The sequence below is a fragment of the Curtobacterium sp. NPDC090223 genome (genome assembly GCF_044746585.1).
In the GTDB taxonomy this organism is placed as follows: domain Bacteria; phylum Actinomycetota; class Actinomycetes; order Actinomycetales; family Microbacteriaceae; genus Curtobacterium.
In genome coordinates this window covers 121,695-140,671 of the sequence record NZ_JBIVCN010000006.1, presented here as the reverse complement: position 1 = coordinate 140,671, position 18,977 = coordinate 121,695, and the positions used below count along the sequence as shown (strand labels likewise).

21 protein-coding genes are annotated in these 18,977 nt (G+C 72.2%); 9 read left to right on the top strand and 12 right to left on the bottom strand.

What is annotated here, in order from left to right:
• Positions 1 to 9 precede the first annotated feature (9 nt).
• Positions 10 to 1,128, bottom strand: coding sequence for a zinc-binding alcohol dehydrogenase family protein (locus ACIPJY_RS15650; protein WP_400465507.1), 1,119 nt, complete (start codon positions 1,126 to 1,128; stop codon positions 10 to 12).
• An 86-nt stretch (positions 1,129 to 1,214) separates the two neighbouring features.
• Here ACIPJY_RS15650 and ACIPJY_RS15645 point away from each other — a divergent pair, with 86 nt between their 5' ends.
• Complete coding sequence (locus tag ACIPJY_RS15645; RefSeq protein ID WP_400465504.1) at positions 1,215 to 1,778, top strand: TetR family transcriptional regulator; 564 nt, start codon at positions 1,215 to 1,217, stop codon at positions 1,776 to 1,778.
• Positions 1,779 to 1,790: 12 nt separating this feature from the next.
• Here ACIPJY_RS15645 and ACIPJY_RS15640 read toward each other — a convergent pair whose 3' ends face one another.
• Both ACIPJY_RS15640 and ACIPJY_RS15635 read right to left on the bottom strand, forming a co-directional pair.
• Positions 1,791 to 2,465, bottom strand: coding sequence for a DUF6264 family protein (locus ACIPJY_RS15640; RefSeq protein WP_400465501.1), 675 nt, complete (start codon positions 2,463 to 2,465; stop codon positions 1,791 to 1,793).
• Positions 2,462 to 3,526 carry a 4-hydroxy-3-methylbut-2-enyl diphosphate reductase gene (locus ACIPJY_RS15635; RefSeq protein ID WP_400465498.1) on the bottom strand — a complete coding sequence of 355 codons (1,065 nt, stop codon included), beginning with the start codon at positions 3,524 to 3,526 and terminating at the stop codon, positions 2,462 to 2,464. The genes ACIPJY_RS15640 and ACIPJY_RS15635 overlap by 4 nt, the downstream gene beginning before the upstream one ends.
• Positions 3,527 to 3,616: 90 nt before the next feature.
• Here ACIPJY_RS15635 and xseA point away from each other — a divergent pair, with 90 nt between their 5' ends.
• From xseA to ACIPJY_RS15610, 5 genes are all read left to right on the top strand, one after another.
• Entirely contained in the window at positions 3,617 to 4,855 is a 1,239-nt protein-coding gene (gene xseA / locus ACIPJY_RS15630) for an exodeoxyribonuclease VII large subunit (protein WP_400465495.1), read from the top strand.
• A gap of 36 nt (positions 4,856 to 4,891) precedes the next feature.
• Complete coding sequence (locus tag ACIPJY_RS15625; protein ID WP_400465493.1) at positions 4,892 to 5,125, top strand: exodeoxyribonuclease VII small subunit; 234 nt, start codon at positions 4,892 to 4,894, stop codon at positions 5,123 to 5,125.
• Positions 5,122 to 5,760, top strand: a complete 639-nt coding sequence (locus ACIPJY_RS15620) for a DUF4245 domain-containing protein (protein ID WP_400465490.1) — start codon at positions 5,122 to 5,124, stop codon at positions 5,758 to 5,760. The genes ACIPJY_RS15625 and ACIPJY_RS15620 overlap by 4 nt, the downstream gene beginning before the upstream one ends.
• 52 nt (positions 5,761 to 5,812) lie before the next feature.
• Entirely contained in the window at positions 5,813 to 6,427 is a 615-nt protein-coding gene (locus tag ACIPJY_RS15615; protein WP_400465488.1) for a carbonic anhydrase, read from the top strand.
• Positions 6,428 to 6,520: 93 nt separating this feature from the next.
• On the top strand, positions 6,521 to 7,933 hold the full coding sequence (locus tag ACIPJY_RS15610) for a class II fumarate hydratase (RefSeq protein ID WP_400465485.1): 1,413 nt from the start codon (positions 6,521 to 6,523) through the stop codon (positions 7,931 to 7,933).
• Between the two features lie 284 nt (positions 7,934 to 8,217).
• Here ACIPJY_RS15610 and ACIPJY_RS15605 read toward each other — a convergent pair whose 3' ends face one another.
• The 3 genes from ACIPJY_RS15605 to ACIPJY_RS15595 all read right to left on the bottom strand — a co-directional run bounded on the left by ACIPJY_RS15605 (position 8,218) and on the right by ACIPJY_RS15595 (position 11,847).
• On the bottom strand, positions 8,218 to 9,540 hold the full coding sequence (locus ACIPJY_RS15605) for a PhoH family protein (RefSeq protein WP_400465895.1): 1,323 nt from the start codon (positions 9,538 to 9,540) through the stop codon (positions 8,218 to 8,220).
• 298 nt (positions 9,541 to 9,838) lie between these two features.
• Positions 9,839 to 10,972 (bottom strand): aminotransferase class V-fold PLP-dependent enzyme, encoded by a 1,134-nt coding sequence (locus ACIPJY_RS15600; protein ID WP_400465482.1) that lies wholly within the window; start codon positions 10,970 to 10,972, stop codon positions 9,839 to 9,841.
• An 89-nt stretch (positions 10,973 to 11,061) separates the two neighbouring features.
• Positions 11,062 to 11,847, bottom strand: coding sequence for an isoprenyl transferase (locus tag ACIPJY_RS15595; RefSeq protein WP_400465479.1), 786 nt, complete (start codon positions 11,845 to 11,847; stop codon positions 11,062 to 11,064).
• A 75-nt stretch (positions 11,848 to 11,922) separates the two neighbouring features.
• Here ACIPJY_RS15595 and ACIPJY_RS15590 point away from each other — a divergent pair, with 75 nt between their 5' ends.
• The gene (locus tag ACIPJY_RS15590; RefSeq protein WP_400465476.1) at positions 11,923 to 12,627 is read left to right on the top strand and encodes a hemolysin III family protein; all 705 of its coding nucleotides are present in this window, start codon (positions 11,923 to 11,925) and stop codon (positions 12,625 to 12,627) included.
• Positions 12,628 to 12,818: 191 nt separating this feature from the next.
• Here ACIPJY_RS15590 and ACIPJY_RS15585 read toward each other — a convergent pair whose 3' ends face one another.
• Both ACIPJY_RS15585 and mca read right to left on the bottom strand, forming a co-directional pair.
• The gene (locus ACIPJY_RS15585) at positions 12,819 to 13,097 is read right to left on the bottom strand and encodes a hypothetical protein (protein WP_400465474.1); all 279 of its coding nucleotides are present in this window, start codon (positions 13,095 to 13,097) and stop codon (positions 12,819 to 12,821) included.
• Entirely contained in the window at positions 13,094 to 13,984 is an 891-nt protein-coding gene (gene mca, locus ACIPJY_RS15580) for a mycothiol conjugate amidase Mca (protein WP_400465471.1), read from the bottom strand. Before mca ends, ACIPJY_RS15585 begins: the two co-directional genes overlap by 4 nt.
• Positions 13,985 to 14,020: 36 nt before the next feature.
• Between mca and ACIPJY_RS15575 the strand changes: the two genes are divergently transcribed.
• A complete protein-coding gene (locus ACIPJY_RS15575) occupies positions 14,021 to 14,509 on the top strand; it encodes a DUF4307 domain-containing protein (RefSeq protein WP_400465469.1) in 489 nt (162 codons plus the stop codon).
• Positions 14,510 to 14,583: 74 nt separating this feature from the next.
• Entirely contained in the window at positions 14,584 to 15,072 is a 489-nt protein-coding gene (gene greA / locus ACIPJY_RS15570; RefSeq protein WP_400465466.1) for a transcription elongation factor GreA, read from the top strand.
• On the opposite strand, the gene ACIPJY_RS15565 is transcribed toward greA, so the two are convergent.
• The 4 genes from ACIPJY_RS15565 to ACIPJY_RS15550 all read right to left on the bottom strand — a co-directional run bounded on the left by ACIPJY_RS15565 (position 15,060) and on the right by ACIPJY_RS15550 (position 18,902).
• Positions 15,060 to 15,602 carry a DUF6611 family protein gene (locus ACIPJY_RS15565; RefSeq protein WP_400465463.1) on the bottom strand — a complete coding sequence of 181 codons (543 nt, stop codon included), beginning with the start codon at positions 15,600 to 15,602 and terminating at the stop codon, positions 15,060 to 15,062. The two genes, greA and ACIPJY_RS15565, sit on opposite strands and share 13 nt — an antisense overlap.
• Positions 15,599 to 16,180 carry a hypothetical protein gene (locus ACIPJY_RS15560; RefSeq protein ID WP_400465460.1) on the bottom strand — a complete coding sequence of 194 codons (582 nt, stop codon included), beginning with the start codon at positions 16,178 to 16,180 and terminating at the stop codon, positions 15,599 to 15,601. Before ACIPJY_RS15560 ends, ACIPJY_RS15565 begins: the two co-directional genes overlap by 4 nt.
• Before the next feature lie 142 nt (positions 16,181 to 16,322).
• Positions 16,323 to 17,567, bottom strand: a complete 1,245-nt coding sequence (ilvA, locus tag ACIPJY_RS15555; protein WP_400465457.1) for a threonine ammonia-lyase — start codon at positions 17,565 to 17,567, stop codon at positions 16,323 to 16,325.
• A 45-nt stretch (positions 17,568 to 17,612) separates the two neighbouring features.
• The gene (locus tag ACIPJY_RS15550) at positions 17,613 to 18,902 is read right to left on the bottom strand and encodes an AI-2E family transporter (protein ID WP_400465454.1); all 1,290 of its coding nucleotides are present in this window, start codon (positions 18,900 to 18,902) and stop codon (positions 17,613 to 17,615) included.
• Positions 18,903 to 18,977 lie beyond the last annotated feature (75 nt).

Below are 18,977 nucleotides of genomic sequence, written 5' to 3'. Positions count from 1 at the left end.
CGCTCGGCCTCAGAGCGTCACGACGACCTTCTGCGCCGAAACCCCGGCACGCTGGCGGTCGAGCGCTCCCTGCACGGCGCCGAGTCCGGTGCCGACGACGAGCGGCTCCGGGACGGCACGGAGCGTGCCGTCCGCGAGCCCGCGCGGCAGGACCTCGCCCCACAGCGTCGGACCGACGGCGTCGTCGCGCAGGCTGCTGCCCCAGATGAAGGCCGTCCGGATGCCGGCGCGTCGAGCGCGGAGCAGCAGGCCCGCCATGGTGAGTCCGAGCCGCCCGAAGACCGGGACCATCGCCGGGAAGAGGCGCCGGCGTCCGGCCAGGCCCTCGAGGGACACGGGCGTGCTCGCCAGCGCCAGCACCGAGCCGCCGGTCCGCCGCAGCACGCGGATGCAGGCTGCGGCCGAGGTGGTCCCGAGCGCGACGGCGCCGACCACCCGTCGTCCGGCGATGCCCGCCACCAGCTGGTCGACCGCACGGGGGTCGTGGTGGTCCACGACGACGTCGGCCCCGAGCGAGCGCACCAGGTCGGCGTTGCGGGGCGATGCCGTGCTGACCACGTCGTACCCGGCGGCAGTGGCGAGCTGGACCGCGTTCATGCCGACACTCGTCGAGCCGCCCCAGACCACGACGACGCCACGGTCACCGTCGGCGCCGTCCTGCCCGGGCATCCGCAGCCCGAGGTGCTGCGGCTGGAAGAGCGCGCACGCCGCCGTCGAGGCCCCGAGCGGCAGGACGACCACCTGCTCGTCGGACAGGGCGTCGGGTGTCGGCGCGGTGAGCCGTTCGAGCAGGGCGGTGTGCTCCTGGAACGCGCCCTCGTGCTGCGGGTCGCGACCGCGGTCGGTCCCGGTGGCGAGCCCGAACACCCGGTCCCCCACGGTGAAGCGGGTGACGGCCGACCCGACCGCGGTGACCTCGCCCGCGACGTCCGAGCCGAGCACCGCGGGGGTGCGGAGCCAGCGGTAGGTGACCGGCCCGGTGCCCTGGACCACCCAGTCGACCGGGTTCACGGCGACGGCACGGACCCGGACGACCACCTCGTCGGCCGCGGGCACCGGCATCGGGGTGGGTTCGACCACCAGCCCCGCTCGGGGTGCTCGGAGCACGGCTGCGGTGTTGTGCTGCATGGAGGGACCTTCCGTCGTTCGATGACACTCGGTGTCGTCACTCTATCCGCCATGACACCTGGTGTCATCAGTCGTATGCTGTGTACATGGCGAGATGGGCACCCGATACGCGGGAACGACTCCGTGCCGCGGCGCTCGAGCTCTTCGACGAGCGGGGGTTCGCCGCGACGACCGTGCCCGACATCGTCGAACGAGCCGGTCTGACCAAGCGCACCTTCTTCCGGCACTTCAGCGACAAGCGCGAGGTCTTCTTCGGCGACGACGAGATCCCGGACATCGCGCGGCGCATGCTCGCCGAGGCGCCCGCCGGTGCCGATCCGTTCGCCGTCGTGCTGCACGGACTGCACCACCTGGCCGAGCACCGGTTCGAACCCCGGCGCGACGAGGTCCGGGCGGCACGGCGGATCATCGACGCCGACCCGGCACTCCGGGAGCGGGACCTGCGGAAGCAGGCGGACCTGCGTGCGGCCGTGCGACAGGGCTTCTCGGCGCGGGGCGAGGACGCGCTGACGGCCGAGGTCCTGGCGGGGGTCACCGTCGAGCTGTTCCAGACCGCGCTCGGCACCTGGCTGTCGGACGAGGGCGGCACGCCGTTCACGGACCACCTGGACCGGACGGCTGCACGGATGCGGGCGGTCCTGCGCGTCTGAGCAGCGGCCCGGTCAGCTGTTGCGCTGCGCCCACCACGTCGCGAACTGCGGGTCGTGCCACAGCACGACCATGAACACGACGGTGCTGAACACCGTCGCGACGATGCCGCCGACGACCGGGACCCACGACGACCGCTTGCCGGCCCGGAGCCGGGCGACGCTCCACCACACCGTGAGGACCAGGATCGTGATCGCGCCGACCAGGTTCACGTTCGCCGCGGTCGACAGCGCCGAGGGGTCGGCGAGCGTCGTGTACTGCTGCTCGATCGCACGTCGGACCGCGGTGGCGACCGCGCCGGTGCGGAAGTACCCGATGACGGACCACAGGCCCAGGCCGAGCAGCATCAGGGTCAGGAGCAGGTCGCCCGAGGAGGCGCCCAGGCGCTGCACCGCGACCGGGGGCCGATCCGCGTCCCGTGTCACGGTCGGGTGTCCGGGTGCAGCGGCCGGCCGCGGCGCCGACGCGGCCGCACTGCGCTCGGCACGTTCCTGCTCGGCCAGCACCGGGTTCACCCAGCCGGCCGGGGCGTACTCGCCGTACTGGGGAGCCGGACGGCCCTGGACCCGACCGCCCGACGGAGCCGCAGCGGACGGGGCGGAGCCGCCGGTGGCCTCCAGGCCGGTGCCGTGCGCCGGGACCACGCCGGCGTCGCGCGAGGGGACCGCGGACCAGTCGTCGCGGCTCATGCGCGACGCCCGCCCAGCGCACGCGTCGGGTTGCCCGCCGCGTCCGTGCGGAGCTCCTTGGGCAGCGAGAACATCAGGTCCTCGTGGGCGGTCACGACCTCTTCCACGCTGCCGTAGCCCGCATCGGCGAGCTGTTCGAGCACCTCGTGCACCAGTTCCTCGGGGACGGAGGCGCCGCTCGTGACGCCGACGGTCGCGACGCCCTCGAGCCACTCCTGCCGGATCTCCTCGGCGTAGTCCACGCGGTGCGCGGCCCGGGCGCCGTGCTCGAGCGCGACCTCGACCAGACGGACGCTGTTCGACGAGTTCGCCGAGCCGACGACGATCACCAGGTCGGCCTGGGGCGCGACCTTCTTGATCGCGACCTGGCGGTTCTGGGTGGCGTAGCAGATGTCGTCCGAGGGCGGGTTCTCGATCGTGGGGAACTTCTCGCGCAGGAGCCGGACGGTCTCCATCGTCTCGTCGACGCTCAGCGTGGTCTGGGACAGCCACACGAGGTTGTCGGGGTCGTCGACCTGGAGCTCGGCGACGTCCTCGGGGCCGTTCACCAGGATCGTCCGCTCGGGCGCGTGGCCCATCGTGCCCTCGACCTCTTCGTGGCCGGTGTGCCCGATGAGGATGATCGTGCGCTCGGCCTTCGCGAAGCGCGTGGCCTCTCGGTGGACCTTCGTGACGAGGGGGCAGGTGGCGTCGATGGCGTGGAGGTCGCGCTCGGCCGCACCGGCGACCACCGCGGGCGAGACACCGTGCGCGCTGAACACGACGTGCGACCCGCGCGGGACCTCGGCGACGTCGTCGACGAAGACGGCGCCGCGCTGTTCGAGGGTCGACACCACGTGCACGTTGTGGACGATCTGCTTGCGGACGTAGACCGGCTCGCCGTACTGCTCGAGCGCCTTCTCCACCGCGACGACGGCGCGGTCGACGCCGGCGCAGTACCCGCGGGGAGCCGCGAGCAGGACCTTCTTCGTCCCCGTGACCGGGTCGTTCCGCAGTCGTCCGCGCGGCGCAGGACTGCGCGGCGGCGCGAGCGGGACCGAGTGGCCGTTGGTGATCGTCACGTCCCCGATGATAGGTGAGCGGGACCGACACCGGCTGGGCGCACGTCAGCGGCGTCCGGCACGATGGGACCGCACCACCAGGAGGAGCACATGGCGATCGAACAGGGACCCCCGACGGCCGACAACCCGTGGCCCGTCGCGCTGCTCGGCGCGAAGATGCGCGACTGGATCGACCGGCTCGGGACCGCCTGGGTCGAGGGTGAGATCACCCAGTGGAACGTCGCCGGCGGGAACGTCTACGGCAAGCTCAAGGACGTCGAGGTCGACGCCACGGTGTCGTTCTCGATCTGGTCGAGCGTCCGGTCCCGGGTCCCCGCCGACCTCCGGCAGGGGGCTCGCGTCGTCGCGGCCGTCAAGCCGAACTACTGGGTCAAGGGCGGCTCGCTGACGATGCAGGTCGTCGAGATGAAGCACGTCGGGCTCGGTGACCTGCTCGAACGGCTCGAGCGGTTGCGCCGGACCCTCGCCGAGGAAGGGCTGTTCGACGCCTCCCGCAAGCGGCGACTGCCGTTCCTGCCGCACCGGATCGGTCTGGTCACGGGCAAGGACTCCGACGCCGAGAAGGACGTCAAGCGGAACGCACAGCTCCGCTGGCCGCAGGTCGAGTTCCGCACGATCCACGCCGCGGTGCAGGGCGACCGCGCCGTGACCGAGGTGACCGCGGCGATCCAGGAGCTCGACGCGGACCCCGAGGTCGACGTCATCATCGTCGCGCGCGGCGGCGGCGACTTCCAGAACCTGCTCGGCTTCAGCGACGAGGGCCTCGTCCGGGCGGCCGCAGCGGCGACGACTCCGATCGTCTCGGCGATCGGGCACGAAGCCGACCGCCCGATCCTCGACGAGGTCGCGGACCTGCGGGCCTCCACCCCGACCGACGCCGCCAAGCGCGTGGTGCCCGACGTCGCCGAGGAACTCGCGAACGTCCGACAGGCCAGGGCACGGCTCGGACTGCGGCTCTCGCACACGCTCTCGGTCGAGGCCGACCGGATCGCGGCGCTCCGCTCCCGGCCGGCGCTCGCCTCCACCGCGTGGCTCGTGGACACCCGCGCGGAAGAGGTCGCCCGTGACCTCTCCCGTGCCCGGGAACTGCTCGACCGCCGCATCGAGCGCTCGCACGCCGACGTCGGACACCTGACCGGGCGGCTCCGGGCGCTCTCGCCCCGGGACACCCTCCGTCGCGGGTACGCCATCGTGCAGACGACCGACGGCGCCGTCGTGCGGGCCGCCTCCGAGCTCGACGGCGACACCGACGTGCGGGTCACCCTCGGTGCCGGGACGGCCACCGGGACGCTCGCGTCGGACGGCCCCGGGCCGGACGGCGAAGGCTGACCCGGAGCGTCAGTGGACCCTCGGTAGGATCAGGGGGTGTCATCCGAGGAGCAGTCCGAGTCCGACGTCCGGTCCCTGACCTACGAGGCCGCGCGCGATGAGCTCGTGCGCGTCGTCGCCGAGCTCGAGCAGGGCTCGGCCACGCTCGAGCGCTCGCTGTCGCTCTGGGAGCGCGGCGAGGCCCTCGCTGCCCGCTGTGAGGAGTGGCTCGTCGGTGCCCGCGCCCGACTCGACGCCGCCCGCGCCGCGACAGAGGACGCCGACCGGTGACCGACCCGAAGACCGGTCTGCCGATCGTCGCGGAGCTCGGCCGCCCCGAGACCCCCGAGGAGACGTGGGCGCGCAAGGACACCGCACGCCGCGCCCGTCGGCAGCACCAGACCGCGTTCAACCTCGTCCTCGCGCTGATCGCCTCGCTCGGCATCGTGGTCTTCCTCGTCGCCGTGGTCGCACGCCCGGACAGCACGGTCGACCGCGCCGTCGACTACCGGCAGGTCGCCTCGCAGGCGGACGTCCCCGGCGTGACGCTCGCTGCGCCGACGCTCCCGGCCTCGTACACGTCGAACCGTGCCGACTTCAAGGACAAGACCGCGGACGGCGTCGACGTCTGGACGGTCGGCTTCCTCACCCCGGACGACCAGTACATCGGCCTGCAGCAGGGCATCGACGCCAACCCGACGTGGGTCGCGAACCAGCTCGACCAGCACGCCGCCACGGGCAGCCGCACGATCGGCGGCACGAAGTGGACCGTGTACGACCGCCGCACCGAGGGCAAGAACGCCGGCAACCAGGCGTACTCGCTCGTCGCGACGTTCGGCCGGAACACGGTCGTGCTCGCCGGCACCGCCGACGACAAGTCCTTCAGGACCGTCGCCACGGCCGTGGCGAAGCAGCTCGGCGCCTGAACCGACCCGCACAACCCGAACCCGAACCCGAACCCGAGGAGCAGTACCGCACATGACCGATCGCGCAGCGTCCACCCCGGCCGAGGCCCTCCGTCTCCTCGTCGAGGGGAACGCCCGGTTCGCCGCCGACAAGCGCCGCACCGGCCGCATCGACCCGGAGCGCCGCAGCGAGCTCGCCGGCTCGCAGGCCCCGTTCGCCACGGTCCTCGGCTGCTCCGACTCCCGCGTGCCGTTCGAGCACGTGTTCGACGCGGGCATCGGCGACGTCTTCGCGATCCGCAACGCCGGCCAGATCGTCGACGACGTCGTCCTCGGCTCGATCGAGTTCGCGGTCGTCGCCCTCGGCACCCCGCTCGTCGTGGTCCTGCGACACACCAAGTGCGGCGCGGTCGCGGCAGCCCGCTCCGGCGAGCCCGTCCCGGCCCCGCACCTGCAGGTCCTGGTCGACGCGATCGCCCCGAGCGTCGAGCGTGTCCGCGCGACCGACGCCGACCTGCCCCAGGAAGCCATCGGCGCCGCGCACCTCGAAGCGACCCTGCGCGCCGTGCTCGAGCGCTCCGGCGCCGTGTCCGACGCCATCGCCGAGGGTAGATTGGCGGTCGTCGGCGCGACCTACGACCTCACCACGGGCGAAGTGTCGATCGACACCGTCGTGGGCGACGCCTGATCCCCGCCACGACCTGCCCCGGCCGACCGCCGGCGGCGACACCGCACCGGGCGTGACCACGCCCGGCGTCACCCCAGGAAGGACCACGACGACGTGACCGACACCACCGCGCAGACCGAGTCGACCGACTACCGGATCGAACACGACACGATGGGCGAGGTCCGTGTGCCCGCGTCCGCGCTCTACCGAGCGCAGACCCAGCGCGCCGTGGAGAACTTCCCGATCTCCGGCACTGGGCTCGAGTCCGCGCAGATCGTCGCGCTCGCCCGCATCAAGCGCGCCGCCGCGATCGTGAACGGCCAGCTCGGCATCGTCGACCCCGCGGTCGCGGACGCCATCGTGCAGGCCGCGGACACGATCATCGCCGGCGAGCACCACGACCAGTTCCCGGTCGACGTGTACCAGACCGGCAGCGGCACGTCGTCGAACATGAACATGAACGAGGTCCTGGCGACCCTGGCGTCCCGGAGCGGCACGGACGTGCACCCGAACGACCACGTGAACGCCTCGCAGTCCTCGAACGACGTCTTCCCGACCTCGGTGCACGTCGCCGTGACGGATGCGCTGATCCGGTCCCTCGTGCCGTCGCTGGCGCACCTGGCGGAGGCGCTCGAGGCCAAGGCCGCGCTGTGGGCGGACGCCGTGAAGTCCGGCCGCACCCACCTGATGGACGCCACCCCGGTGACCCTCGGGCAGGAGTTCGGCGGGTACGCGCGGCAGATCCGCCTCGGCATCGAGCGCGTGAACGCCACGCTCCCGCGCGTCGCCGAGGTCCCGCTCGGCGGCACCGCGGTCGGCACCGGCATCAACACGCCCTCCGGCTTCCCGCAGCGGGTCATCGCCCAGCTCGCCGAGGACACCGGCCTGCCCGTCACCGAGGCGCTCGACCACTTCGAGGCCCAGGGCGCCCGTGACGCCCTCGTCGAGGCGTCCGGCGCGCTCAAGGTGATCGCCGTGAGCCTGACGAAGATCAACAACGACCTGCGCTGGATGGGGTCCGGCCCGAACACCGGCCTGGGCGAACTGCACATCCCGGACCTGCAGCCGGGCTCGTCGATCATGCCCGGCAAGGTCAACCCGGTCATCCCCGAGGCCACCCTCATGGTCGCCGCGCGCGTGATCGGCAACGACGCGACCATCACGTGGGCCGGGGCGTCCGGAGCGTTCGAGCTCAACGTCGCGATCCCGGTGATGGGCACGGCACTGCTCGAGTCCATCCGCCTGCTCGCGAACAGCTCGCGGGTGCTCGCGGACAAGACCGTCGACGGCCTCCAGGCGAACCTGGAGCGTGCCCGCGCGTTCGCGGAGTCGTCGCCGTCGATCGTGACCCCGCTCAACCGGGTGATCGGCTACGAGGCCGCGGCGAAGGTCGCGAAGTACGCCGTCGCCGAGGGCGTCACCGTCCGCGAGGCCGTCGTGGCCCTCGGCCACGTCGAGCGCGGCGAGGTCACCGAGGCCCAGCTGGACGAGGCCCTCGACGTCCTGTCGATGACGCACCCGAACTGACGCGCCGACGCCCGCTGACGGCTGCGGCCGGCTGCGGCCGGCCGCTGACGCGACCACAGACGGACGGGAGGCCCGGTGCCAGCTGGCACCGGGCCTCCCGTCCGTCCGGTGACCCCACGGCCGCTAGCGCGTTCTGGAGGCGCACAACGGAAACCGTCTCGAACCACGGAAGTCCGTGGTTCGAGACGGTTTCTGTTGCGCCGATCCGGCACGCACCAGGCGCCGCCGCGGGCGGCCGCCGCCGCCGCGGGCGGGCGGCGGCGGACTGACGCGCGCCCGCCGCCCTACACCAGGTCGGGCGAGTCGAGCATCTCGGTCACCAGCGCGGCGATCGCCGAGCGCTCGGAGCGCGTCAGCGTCACGTGGGCGAACAGCGGGTGGCCCTTGAGCCGCTCGATGACGGACGCGACGCCGTCGTGCCGGCCCACCCGCAGGTTGTCGCGCTGGGCGACGTCGTGCGTGAGCACGACCCGCGAGTTCTGCCCGATGCGGGAGAGCATCGTGAGCAGCACGTTGCGCTCGAGGGACTGCGCCTCGTCGACGATCACGAACGCGTCGTGCAGGGAGCGACCGCGGATGTGCGTCAGCGGCAGCACCTCGAGCATGCCGCGCTCGACCACCTCGTCCAGGACGTTGTCGGACACCAGGGCGCCCAGCGTGTCGTAGACCGCCTGCGCCCACGGGTTCATCTTCTCGCCGGCGTCCCCCGGCAGGAAGCCGAGCTCCTGGCCGCCCACGGCGTACAGCGGGCGGAACACCATGATCTTCTTGTGCTGCTGGCGTTCGAGCACGGCCTCGAGCCCGGCGCACAGGGCGAGCGCCGACTTGCCCGTGCCGGCGCTGCCGCCGAGGGACACGATGCCGATCTCCGGGTCGAGGAGCGCGTCGATCGCGAGGCGCTGCTCGGCGGAGCGGCCGCGGAGACCGAACACCTCGCGGTCGCCGCGGACCAGGGCCACCGAGCCGGCGGTGTGCACCCGGCCGAGGGCCGACCCGCGCTCCGAGTGGATGACCACGCCGGTGTTCACCGGGACGCCGTCGAGCGACGTGGAACGGATCTCCTCCTTGTCGTACAGGTCGGACATCTGCTCGCCGGACACCTGCAGCTCGGCGATACCCGTGTAGCCGGAGTCGACGGCGAGCTCGGCGCGGTACTCCTCGGCCGCGAGACCGACGGAGGCCGCCTTGACCCGGAGCGGGAGGTCCTTGGAGACCACGACCACGTCGAGGCCGTCGTTCGCGAGGTTCATCGCGACCGCGAGGATGCGGGAGTCGTTGTCGCCGAGCTGGAGCCCGGACGGCAGGACGGACTGGTTCGAGTGGTTCAGCTCGACGCGGAGCGATCCGCCCGCGCCGACGGCCACCGGGAAGTCGAGCCGCTCGTGTTCGACACGGAGCTCGTCGAGGATGCGGAGGGCCTGCCGCGCGAAGTACCCGATCTCCGGGTCGTTGCGCTTGGACTCGAGTTCACTGACGACCACGACGGGCAGCACCACGGCGTGCTCGTCGAAGCGGAACAGGGCCCGCGGATCGCTCAGCAGCACCGACGTGTCCAGCACGTAGGTGCGCTGGGCGGTGACGGTCGACGCGCCGGCCGAAGCCGACACCGACGCTGCTGACGAGGTTCCGTGGGAGACGTTCTGAGAGGTCACGACCACTCCATCCCCGGGCCGCGATCGACCCGGTCCTTGTCCTCGACACGGCCACGGAGCGGGTCCCGAAGCACCATCTGTGGCCGCTTCGATCGGGCGCGGTGCCCGATGCGGCAAAGCTACGACGGCCCACCGACACGACGCCAGCGACACGCGGATCGCTCGGTTACGTTCGCGTGAACGCCACCTGAGCGCGCGGTGCGGCCGGGAGGCTCGGCGCACGTCCGCCTCGTCCGGTGCGGTACGGGGTCCCTCAGAAGGACGTGGCGTAGGAGATGCAGGCGTCCCGGAACATGTCGAGCGTCTCGTCCGTCGTCGACGCGAACACCGACACGCGGACCGTTCCGAGCCGGGTGCTCGCCGTGACACCGTGGTTGTGCATCGCGGCGGTCAGGGCGGTCAGGCGTCCCTCGGCCGGCCGGAGCACCACGATCCCGGCACGCTCGGCCGGGTCGCGGCTGGACTCGACCTCGAGCCCGAACTCGTCCGCGATCGCGAAGACCCGCTCGACGCGGTCCGCGACGCGCTCCTGCACCGCCGCGACCCCCACGGCCGTGAGGCGCTCGAGCGAGACCGCGAGCCGCGCCTGGGCCACGGGGTCGATCCGCGTCATCGTGAAGCCGGCGGCACCCGGGCGCACCGAGGGCACGTCGACGGGCCAGCCGGTGGTGCCGTGCGGCCCGGAGAGCGCCGGCTGCAGGCGCTCCAGGGCGCGGTCACTGAACGCGGTGAAGCCCGTGCCCCACCCGGCGTGCAGCCACTTCTGCCCGCCGGTGGCGACGACGTCCGCGAGCTCGTACGGGGCGTCGACCACGCCGAAGCCCTGGATCGCGTCGACGATGAGCAACCGGTCGCCGATCACCTCGCGGAGGGCGGCGAGGTCGGCGAGGTACCCGGTGCGCCAGTCGACCAGGGACACCGCGACGGCCGTGATGGCGTCCTCCGGCGAGGCCGGGGTGGCGGCCAGCCAGGACTCCACCAGGGACGGGGTCACCCAGCCGGCACCGGACTCGATGACGACGGGACGGACGCGGCCGCCGGTCGCGGACGCGGCGCTGGCGAGCGCGAGCGGCATCGACGGGTACTCGTCGGCGGCGACGAGCACGCCACCGGTGAGCCCGAACGCGGTGTGCAGCAGGCCGGGGGTGGTCGCGGTCTGCGACACGACCTGGTCCGCACGGCGTCCGACCAGGCGTGCGGCCACGGCTCGGACCCGGGCGTCCTGCTCGTCGAGCGTCTCCATGGCGCCGAAGCGCATGTGCTCCTGGATGGTGCCGAGCACGCGCTGCTCCTCGAGCACCGCGGTCTGCACGGGGCCGAACGCGGCGTGGTCGAGGTAGCCGGGTTCCTCGGCGAAGCCCGCGACGTACTCGTCGATCTCGATCACAGTGGTGCACCTTTCACAGAAGCAGAACCCTGAGAGTGTACTGGGACCCGACCGGGCCGCCGAACCGGGCCCCTGCCGCGGAACGGTGCTCAGCCGCCGAACCGGCGCGACCGCAGTCCGAAGTCGCGGACCGCGCGCAGGAAGTCGACCTCGCGCAGGTCCGGGTAGAACGCCTCGACGAAGTAGAACTCGCTGTGCGCGCTCTGCCACAGCATGAAGTCGGACAGCCGCTGCTCGCCGGAGGTCCGGATCATCAGGTCCGGGTCCGGCTGCCCCTGCGTGTAGAGGTGGTCGCCGATGAGCTCCGGCGTCAGCACCTCGGCGAGGGTGTCGAGCGTGCCGCCGCCCTCGCCGTGCGCCCGCACGATGCTCCGCATGGCGTCGGCGATCTCCCGCCGTCCGCCGTACCCGACCGCCAGGTTGATGTGCAGCCCGGTGTGGCCCGCACTGCGCGCCTCGGCGTCGGACAGCGCGGTGACGAGCTCGTCGGGCAGCCCGTCGTTCGACCCGACGTGCTGCACCCGCCACGACCGGTGGTGCGAGAGCCGGTCGGCCAGCGCGGCGATGATGCCGATGAGCTGTTCGAGCTCGTCCCCGCCGCGGCCCTTGAGGTTGTCCGCGGACAGCAGGTAGAGCGTCACGACCTGGACGCCGAGGTCGTCGCACCAGGACAGGAACTCGGGGATCTTCGCCGCGCCGGCCCGGTGTCCGTGCGCCGCGGTCTCGAGGCCGAGCTGCTTCGCCCAGCGGCGGTTCCCGTCGACGATCATCGCGACGTGCTTCGGCTTCGGTGCGTCCTCGATCTGGCGGCGGATGCGCTGCTGGTACGCGCGGTAGAGGATCCCGCGTCCCGCCCAGCCCAGCTTGCCCGTCACGCGACGAGCGTAGTGCACGGGACCTCGGTGCGGACTCCCAGCCGTCGGTCTGCCGGTCCTCCGTATCGTCGGAGCATGCAGCAGGACCTGGACACCGGAACCCTCCCCCACGTCCCGTTCACGGAAGAGGCGGCGACCGCCGTCGACGAGCGCCCGGCCTGGCGCGGGTGGATCCACCTCGGCACGTTCCCGTTCGCCGTCGCGATGGGGATCGTCCTGGTCACCCTGGCCGCGTCACCCGCTGCCAAGGCCGGCACGGCGGTGTTCATGGCGACGTCGCTCATCATGTTCGGGGTCTCCGCGACGTACCACCGCTTCCCGTGGGGGCCGGTCGTCAAGCGCGTCCTGAAGCGCATCGACCACACGAACATCTTCCTGCTCATCGCGGGCACGTACACGCCCGTCGCGGTGTGCGCCCTGCCGCACACGCTCATGCTCGTGGTGCTCTGGGTGATGTGGGGCGGCGCGCTGCTCGGCATCGCGTTCCGGGTGTTCTGGATCGGCGCACCCCGGTGGCTCTACGTGCCGCTGTACCTGGCGCTCGGTTGCGCGGCGCTCGGGATCCTGCCGCAGCTCTTCGCCGCGAGCGTCCCGATGACCGTCCTCGTGCTGTCCGGTGGCCTGGCGTACGTCGTCGGCGCGCTGGTATACGGCTTCAAGCGGCCGAACCCGTCGCCGACGTTCTTCGGCTTCCACGAGGTCTTCCACGCGCTCACCGTCGCCGCGTTCGCAGCGCAGTGGGCGGGCATCCTCCTGGTGGCGCTGCACCCGGTGCGCTGACCACGCGCGATCCTTCCCATCACCCCCGCGATGGGATGTGGAATCGCGCGTGGTCGGTCGGGAGTTCCGACCGACCACGCGCGATCCAACTGCATCCGCGCGAGTCCACAACCCGCGCGCGATGCAACTGCCTCCGCGCGAATCCACAACCCGCGCGACTCAACACCGCACGCGACTCGCCCCGCGCCCGACTACCCGCGTTCGGTGTCGTCGCCGACGTCGGCCCGGCCGGGCTCGTCGACGGGCGGGGTCTCGCCCAGTGCCTCGGCCTCGAGGCGCTCCCGGATCTCGGCGCGGTAGCGCGTCCGCCGGATGCGGCGGGTCATGTCGACCACGAGCAGGATCGTGACGACGGCGACGAGTGCGATCGCGATGAACCCGACGACGCCCGGTGTGACGTCCACGTCCGGGACGGCCGAGGTGGGGCTGGGGCTCGGGGTGGCGGCGAGTACTGCCGCGATGGTGCTCACGCGTTGCTGTCCTGTTCCGGTGGGATCCCCGCGAAGAGGTCGGACTCCGGCAGGTCGGTGGGCACGCGTGCCTCCACCAGCTGGTAGTCCTCGGTCGGCCACACCGTCGCGAGGAGGTCGTTCGGCCAGTAGAAGAAGGGGCTGTCGGGCGGCACCTGGGACGCGTGCGCGCGGAGCGCGGCGTCGCGGGCGTCGAAGTACTCGTGCACGTCCACGTGCGTCGTCGCGAGGTCCGGGCGGTCCGCGAAGCGCTCCACCCACTCGCCGAGCTGCGGCACCAGGGGGCTGTCCGGGTCGCGTTCCTTGAGGGCCTCGTAGAAGGCGGTGAAGCGCCGCGGGTTCATGGTGCGCTCGTAGTAGAGCTTCGAGATCGACCAGGGTTCCCCGGCGTCCGGGTACTTCGTCGGGTCGGCGGCGTCGCGCCAGGCGGCCATCGAGACCTCGTGCGTGCGGATGTGGTCCGGGTGCGGGTAGCCGCCGTTCTCGTCGTACGTGACGAGCACGTGCGGGCGGAACCGGCGGATCACGCGGACGAGCGCCTCGGTCGAGTACTCGAGCGGCACGGTGGAGAACGTGCCGGGTCGCACCGTCTCGCCCTTCTCGGCGTCGGGCAGCCCGGAGTCGTGGTAGCCGAGCCAGACGTGGTCGATGCCGAGCGCCGCCTGCGCCGCCGCCATCTCCCCGCGGCGGAAGCCCGCCATGTCGCGGTGCGCGCGGCTGGTCGCGGGCTCGCCGAGCTGCTCGTTGAGGATGTCGCCGGCCTCCCCGCCGGTGCAGGACACGACCAGGACGTCGTCGCCCTCGGCCGCGTACTTCGCCGCGGTGGCCGCTCCCTTGCTCGACTCGTCGTCGGGATGGGCGTGGACGGCCATCAGACGGTGTGGCACGGGGATCCTCACGGTGGTCGATCGGGGACGCGGGTGATGCACGGAGACCGTGAACTACCCTGGGATCAGGATAATCACCCCGGGAGCCCCGAACTGTCCGAACAGCACAACCCGACCTCCACACGAACCACCGCAGCCGTCCTGGACGACCGCTACGGGCGGACCGCCGGACGTACCCGCCGGACCCGCACGATCGCGATCGCCGCGGCCGCCGCGATCGTGGTCGTGTTCGGCGCGTGGGTGATCTGGGCGGGCCCCGGACAGACCTCGCACGGCCTGGACAGCGACGACGTCGGCTACGAGATCCTCTCGGCGCATCGAGCGGTCGTGCACTCGCAGGTGTCCGTCGACCCGGGCACCGACATGAAGTGCGCCGTGCAGGTGCTCGACAAGTCGTACACGATCGTCGGCTGGAAGGTCGTCTCGCTGCCCGCCGTGACCGAGCGCACCCGGTCCATCACCACCGAGGTGAACACCACGACACGCGGCGTGACCGGCTTGATCCACACCTGCTGGGTTCCCTAGACTGCCGTGATTCGCCTGACGAGACCGACCGCTCCGGTCGGTCTCGTTCTTTCATGGCCGAAGGGATGACTTCCATGAGCAACGACACGCAGGCCATCTGGCTCACGCAAGAGGCCCACGACCGCCTCACCGCCGAGCTCGAAGAACTGAGCGGCGAGGGCCGTGCCGAGATCGCCCGCCGCATCGAGGCCGCGCGCGAAGAGGGCGACCTCAAGGAGAACGGCGGCTACCACGCCGCGAAGGACGAGCAGGGCAAGATCGAGGCGCGCATCCGCGTCCTCACCGAGCTGCTCAAGCACGCCACCGTCAGCGAGGCCGAGTTCGACGGCACCGTGGAGCCGGGCACCGTCGTCACCGCGACCATCGCCGGCGACCCGTCGACGTTCCTGGTCGGCAGCCGCGAGATCGTGGCCGAGGGCTCCGACCTCACCGTCTACAGCCCCGTCAGCCCGGTCGGCGCCGCGATCGTCGGCCTCCGCGCCGGGGACACGGCGACGTACACGGCACCGAACGGCAAGGAGATCACCGTCGAGGTGACGAAGGTCGAGCGTTACGAGCCGTAGGGCGGTAGCGAGCACCAGACGTCGCCCCACACCAGTTCGAACTCCAGGGGCGTGATCCGACCGTCGCGCAGCGCGGCCTCCGTCACCGTCAGGGTGTCGAGCGCGAGCGACAGCAGTCGGACGTCGCCGTGCACCTCCGGCCGGGCGTTGCCGTGGAACGTCGTCACGGTCAGCGTCCGGACCGTCCGACGGAGCCGTCGGGTCGCCGTGCCGAGCACCGCGAACCCGGCACCGTAGACCAGCAGTCCGACCGCCAGCCCGGGCATGGTCACCGTGCCGGTGGCGACGGACGTTCCCGCCATCACCACCAGGGCCAGGACCGCGCCGGCGGTCCCCCACCCGTGCCGGGCACGCAGGAGCGTCCGCTCCCGCCGGTCCGCGCCCGGGGCGAACACCACCAGGGTCCGCCCGCTCCACAGGGTGCGGCTCACGGGGCGCACCGACAGCCGGCCCCATCGGTGCGGACCGTCGACGACGCGGCTCCACGCTCGGGAGGCCCGGCTGACGTCCGCAGCGACGGTGGCGGTCACCGGGACACACCCGTCACGACCGCGGCGACGTCGCGGTGGGTCAGCGCCCGGCGGCAGGGGAAGCAGACCAGGTCACCGACGGCGACGTCGGCCGGCAGTGTCGTGACCCGGGCGGCGGTACCGCGGTCCGCCGGGTCCTGCGCGGACGGGACCGACATCGTCGGGACCGGCATCGTGGGGACCGGCATCGTGGGGACCGGCGTCGCGGTGAACGTCGCCGGGGCGGGCGCCGCGGTGCTGCAGCGGCCGATCAGGCGGACCTGGCCGAGGACGGCACAGTCCGGGACGACCGCGTCCAGCCCGACCAGCAGGGCACCGTCGACCCACGCGACGCCGGTGACGGCCGCCACGGTGACGCTCATCCCGCGCGGCGTCCAGTCCCGCGGTCGGAAGCGGGGCGGGGCCTCCTCGGCGGTGTGCACGCACGGGGTCCCGGCGACGTCAGCCAGCCGTGCCATCGAGACCGCGCTCACGCGGACGTCGGTCGGCGTGGGCTCGGTGTGGACGGGCCAGCACGTGGCGTCGATCGGATCGGGCAGGGTGCGTCGGAGCGACGGCAGGATCGCGGTGAGGGTCATGCCGACAGCTTCGGTCGACCGCGCGGCGGTGCACCCGGCGCTGACGGGATCCTCACGGCACGCGGGCGATCCCGAGCGCCGTCCTGACGGCCGACACCGCTCCGGCAGCCGGGGCGGCCGTGGCGACCGGGGCGGCCGTGGCTCAGTGCAGGAGCTGCTCGGGGCGGAACCCGGCCTCGTGGAGCCGCTGGATGACCTCTTCGGCGTGCTCCGGGCCGCGGGCCTCGATCGAGAGGTCCAGGGCGACCTCGCTGATCACGAGCCCCTGCCCGTGGCGGGTGTGCAGGACCTCGACCACGTTCGCGCCGGCGTCGGAGATGACCTGCGACACCCGGGCGAGCTGCCCAGGGCGGTCCGGCAGCATGATCCGGATGCCGATGTAGCGCGAGGCGGCGACGAGGCCGCGCGTGATCACCCGCTCCATCATGAGCGGGTCGATGTTGCCGCCGCTGAGGAGCACCACCGTGCGCCCGGTGTCGTGGACGGCGCCGGCCATGATCGCCGCGACGCCCACGGCACCGGCGGCCTCGACCACGAGCTTGGCGCGCTCGAGGAGCACCAGCAGGGCGCGGGCGACGTCGTCGTCCGACACCGTGACGATCTCGTCGACCAGGTCGCGGATGATCGGGAAGTTCAGCTCCCCCGGACGCGCGACGGCGATGCCGTCGGCGATGGTCGGGCTCGTCGTGATGGTCACGGGCTCGCCGGCGTCGAGCGAGTCCGGGTACGAGGCGGCGTTCTCGGCCTGCACACCGATCACGCGGATCGGTCGGCCGAGGCGCTCGGCCAGGCCCTTCACGGCGATCGCGATGCCGGAGATCACGCCGCCCCCGCCGATCGGGACGACGACGGTGTCCACGTCGGGGACCTGGTCGACGATCTCCAGGCCGAGCGTGCCCTGCCCGGCGATCACGTCGGGGTGGTCGAAGGGCGGGATGAACACCGCGCCGGTCCGGGCGGCGAAGTCCTTGGCGGCCGACAGGGCCTCTTCGACGGAGTGGCCGCGCAGGACGACCTCGGCGCCGTAGTGCCGGGTGGCCTGCAGCTTCGGCAGCGCGACGCCCACCGGCGTGAAGATCGTCGCCGGGATGCCGAGCTCACGGGCGGCCAGTGCGACGCCCTGCGCGTGGTTCCCGGCGCTCGCGGCCACGACGCCCTTCGCGCGCTGCTCGGAGGTCAGCGCGGCGAGCCGGTTGTAGGCGCCACGGACCTTGTACGCGCCGGTGCGCTGCAGGTTCTCGCACTTCAGGTGCACCGGCGACCCGAGCACCTCGGCGAGGAACTGCGAGGTCTCCATCGGGGTGACGCGTGCCACGCCCGCGATCGTCACGCGCGCCCGCTCGATGTCGTCGATGGTGGGGATCGTCGGCGCAGTGGTGTCGGTCACGGTCCCATCATCGTCGGTCCGGCCCGTCCTGACGAACCCGTGACGTCAGTTGGTGCTGGCGGTTCCCTCAGCGGCGGCCGGTTCCTTGTCGCTGCCGGGCGCCGGGACGTCGTCGCGCGTGGTGTGCCGGCGTCGCCGCATCAGCTGCAGCTGCCCGTGCTGTCCGCGCTTCGGGGTCGCCTCGAGCACGTGGTCCGAGTCGAGTCGGCGCCAGCGGCCGCTCGCGATCGTGGTGACCATGGCGTTCAGGGTGGCGATGAGCGGCACCGCGAAGAACGCCCCGGCGATGCCCGCGAGACCGGACGCCGCGGTGACGCCGAGCACCACCGCGAGGGGGTGCACCTTGACCGCGTTGCCCATCACGAGCGGCTGCAGGATGTGTCCCTCGATCTGCTGGACGAGCAGCACGACCGCGAGCACCAGGACGGCGGCGATCGGGCCGTTGAAGATGAGCGCGACGAAGACGGCCAGGAAGCCGGTGACGATCGCACCGACGACCGGGATGAAGGCGCCGAGGAAGACGAACGCGGCGATGGGGATGACGAGCGGCATGCCGCCGAAGAACAGGCCGACGATGAACGCACCGAGGCCGATGCCGACCGCGTCGACGAACGCGACGAAGATCTGCACGCGGATGAAGCTGGTCAGGGTGATCCACCCGGCGACGCCGGCCCCGTCGACCGCGGCACGGGCCTTCTTCGGGAAGAGCCGGACGGTCCAGCGCCAGACGTTCTTGCCGTCGATGAGCAGGAAGATCGTGGTGAACAGGATGATGAACAGCGCCTCGAACGCGTGGGTCGCACCCGAGCCGGCGCTCGCGACGCCGGACAGGATCGACGCCGAGTTGTCCTGCAGCCACTTCGTGCCGTCGTCGAGCCAGCCGTTGACGTCGCTCTGGGTGATGCCGAGGCCGGAGTTCAGGACGAGGTCGCGGACGTTGGCGTACTGCGACACCGTGCGGTCACGCAGCGACGGGTACGACGCGATGACCTGGTCGACGACGAGCCAGAGCAGTGCGCCGATGGCCGCGAGCCCGCCGAGCAGGCTGATCACGATCGCGAGCCACTTCGGGACGTGGTGCCGCTGCATCCAGTTCGAGATCGGCACCAGGAGCGCCGAGACGACGATGCCGACGAGGAACGGGATCAGGATCTCGCTGAAGATCGTCATCAGCCAGATGAAGAGGGCGATCACGCCGACGACGACCAGCACCCGCCAGGACCACGCGCCGGCGATCCGGATCCCGGTGGGCACCGAGTCCTCGACGACGGGGTCGGGGTGCGACTTGCGCTCCACGACCACGGGTTCGGTGACCGTCTTCTTTCCCCATGCCATGGCTGGAGTGTATCCGTGCACGGCGCAACGTGTTCCAGATGCGGCATATGACCAGCGCGTCGCACGTCGGTGGCC

Coding starts and splice junctions, on each gene's coding strand:
- ACIPJY_RS15650 (WP_400465507.1), bottom strand. CDS start 1,128: ATGCAGCACAACACCGCAGCCGTGCTCCGAGCACCCCGAGCGGGGCTG.
- ACIPJY_RS15645 (WP_400465504.1), top strand. CDS start 1,215: ATGGCGAGATGGGCACCCGATACGCGGGAACGACTCCGTGCCGCGGCG.
- ACIPJY_RS15640 (WP_400465501.1), bottom strand. CDS start 2,465: ATGAGCCGCGACGACTGGTCCGCGGTCCCCTCGCGCGACGCCGGCGTG.
- xseA (WP_400465495.1), top strand. CDS start 3,617: ATGGCGATCGAACAGGGACCCCCGACGGCCGACAACCCGTGGCCCGTC.
- ACIPJY_RS15615 (WP_400465488.1), top strand. CDS start 5,813: ATGACCGATCGCGCAGCGTCCACCCCGGCCGAGGCCCTCCGTCTCCTC.
- ACIPJY_RS15590 (WP_400465476.1), top strand. CDS start 11,923: ATGCAGCAGGACCTGGACACCGGAACCCTCCCCCACGTCCCGTTCACG.
- ACIPJY_RS15575 (WP_400465469.1), top strand. CDS start 14,021: ATGCACGGAGACCGTGAACTACCCTGGGATCAGGATAATCACCCCGGG.
- greA (WP_400465466.1), top strand. CDS start 14,584: ATGAGCAACGACACGCAGGCCATCTGGCTCACGCAAGAGGCCCACGAC.
- ACIPJY_RS15560 (WP_400465460.1), bottom strand. CDS start 16,180: ATGACCCTCACCGCGATCCTGCCGTCGCTCCGACGCACCCTGCCCGAT.
- ACIPJY_RS15550 (WP_400465454.1), bottom strand. CDS start 18,902: ATGGCATGGGGAAAGAAGACGGTCACCGAACCCGTGGTCGTGGAGCGC.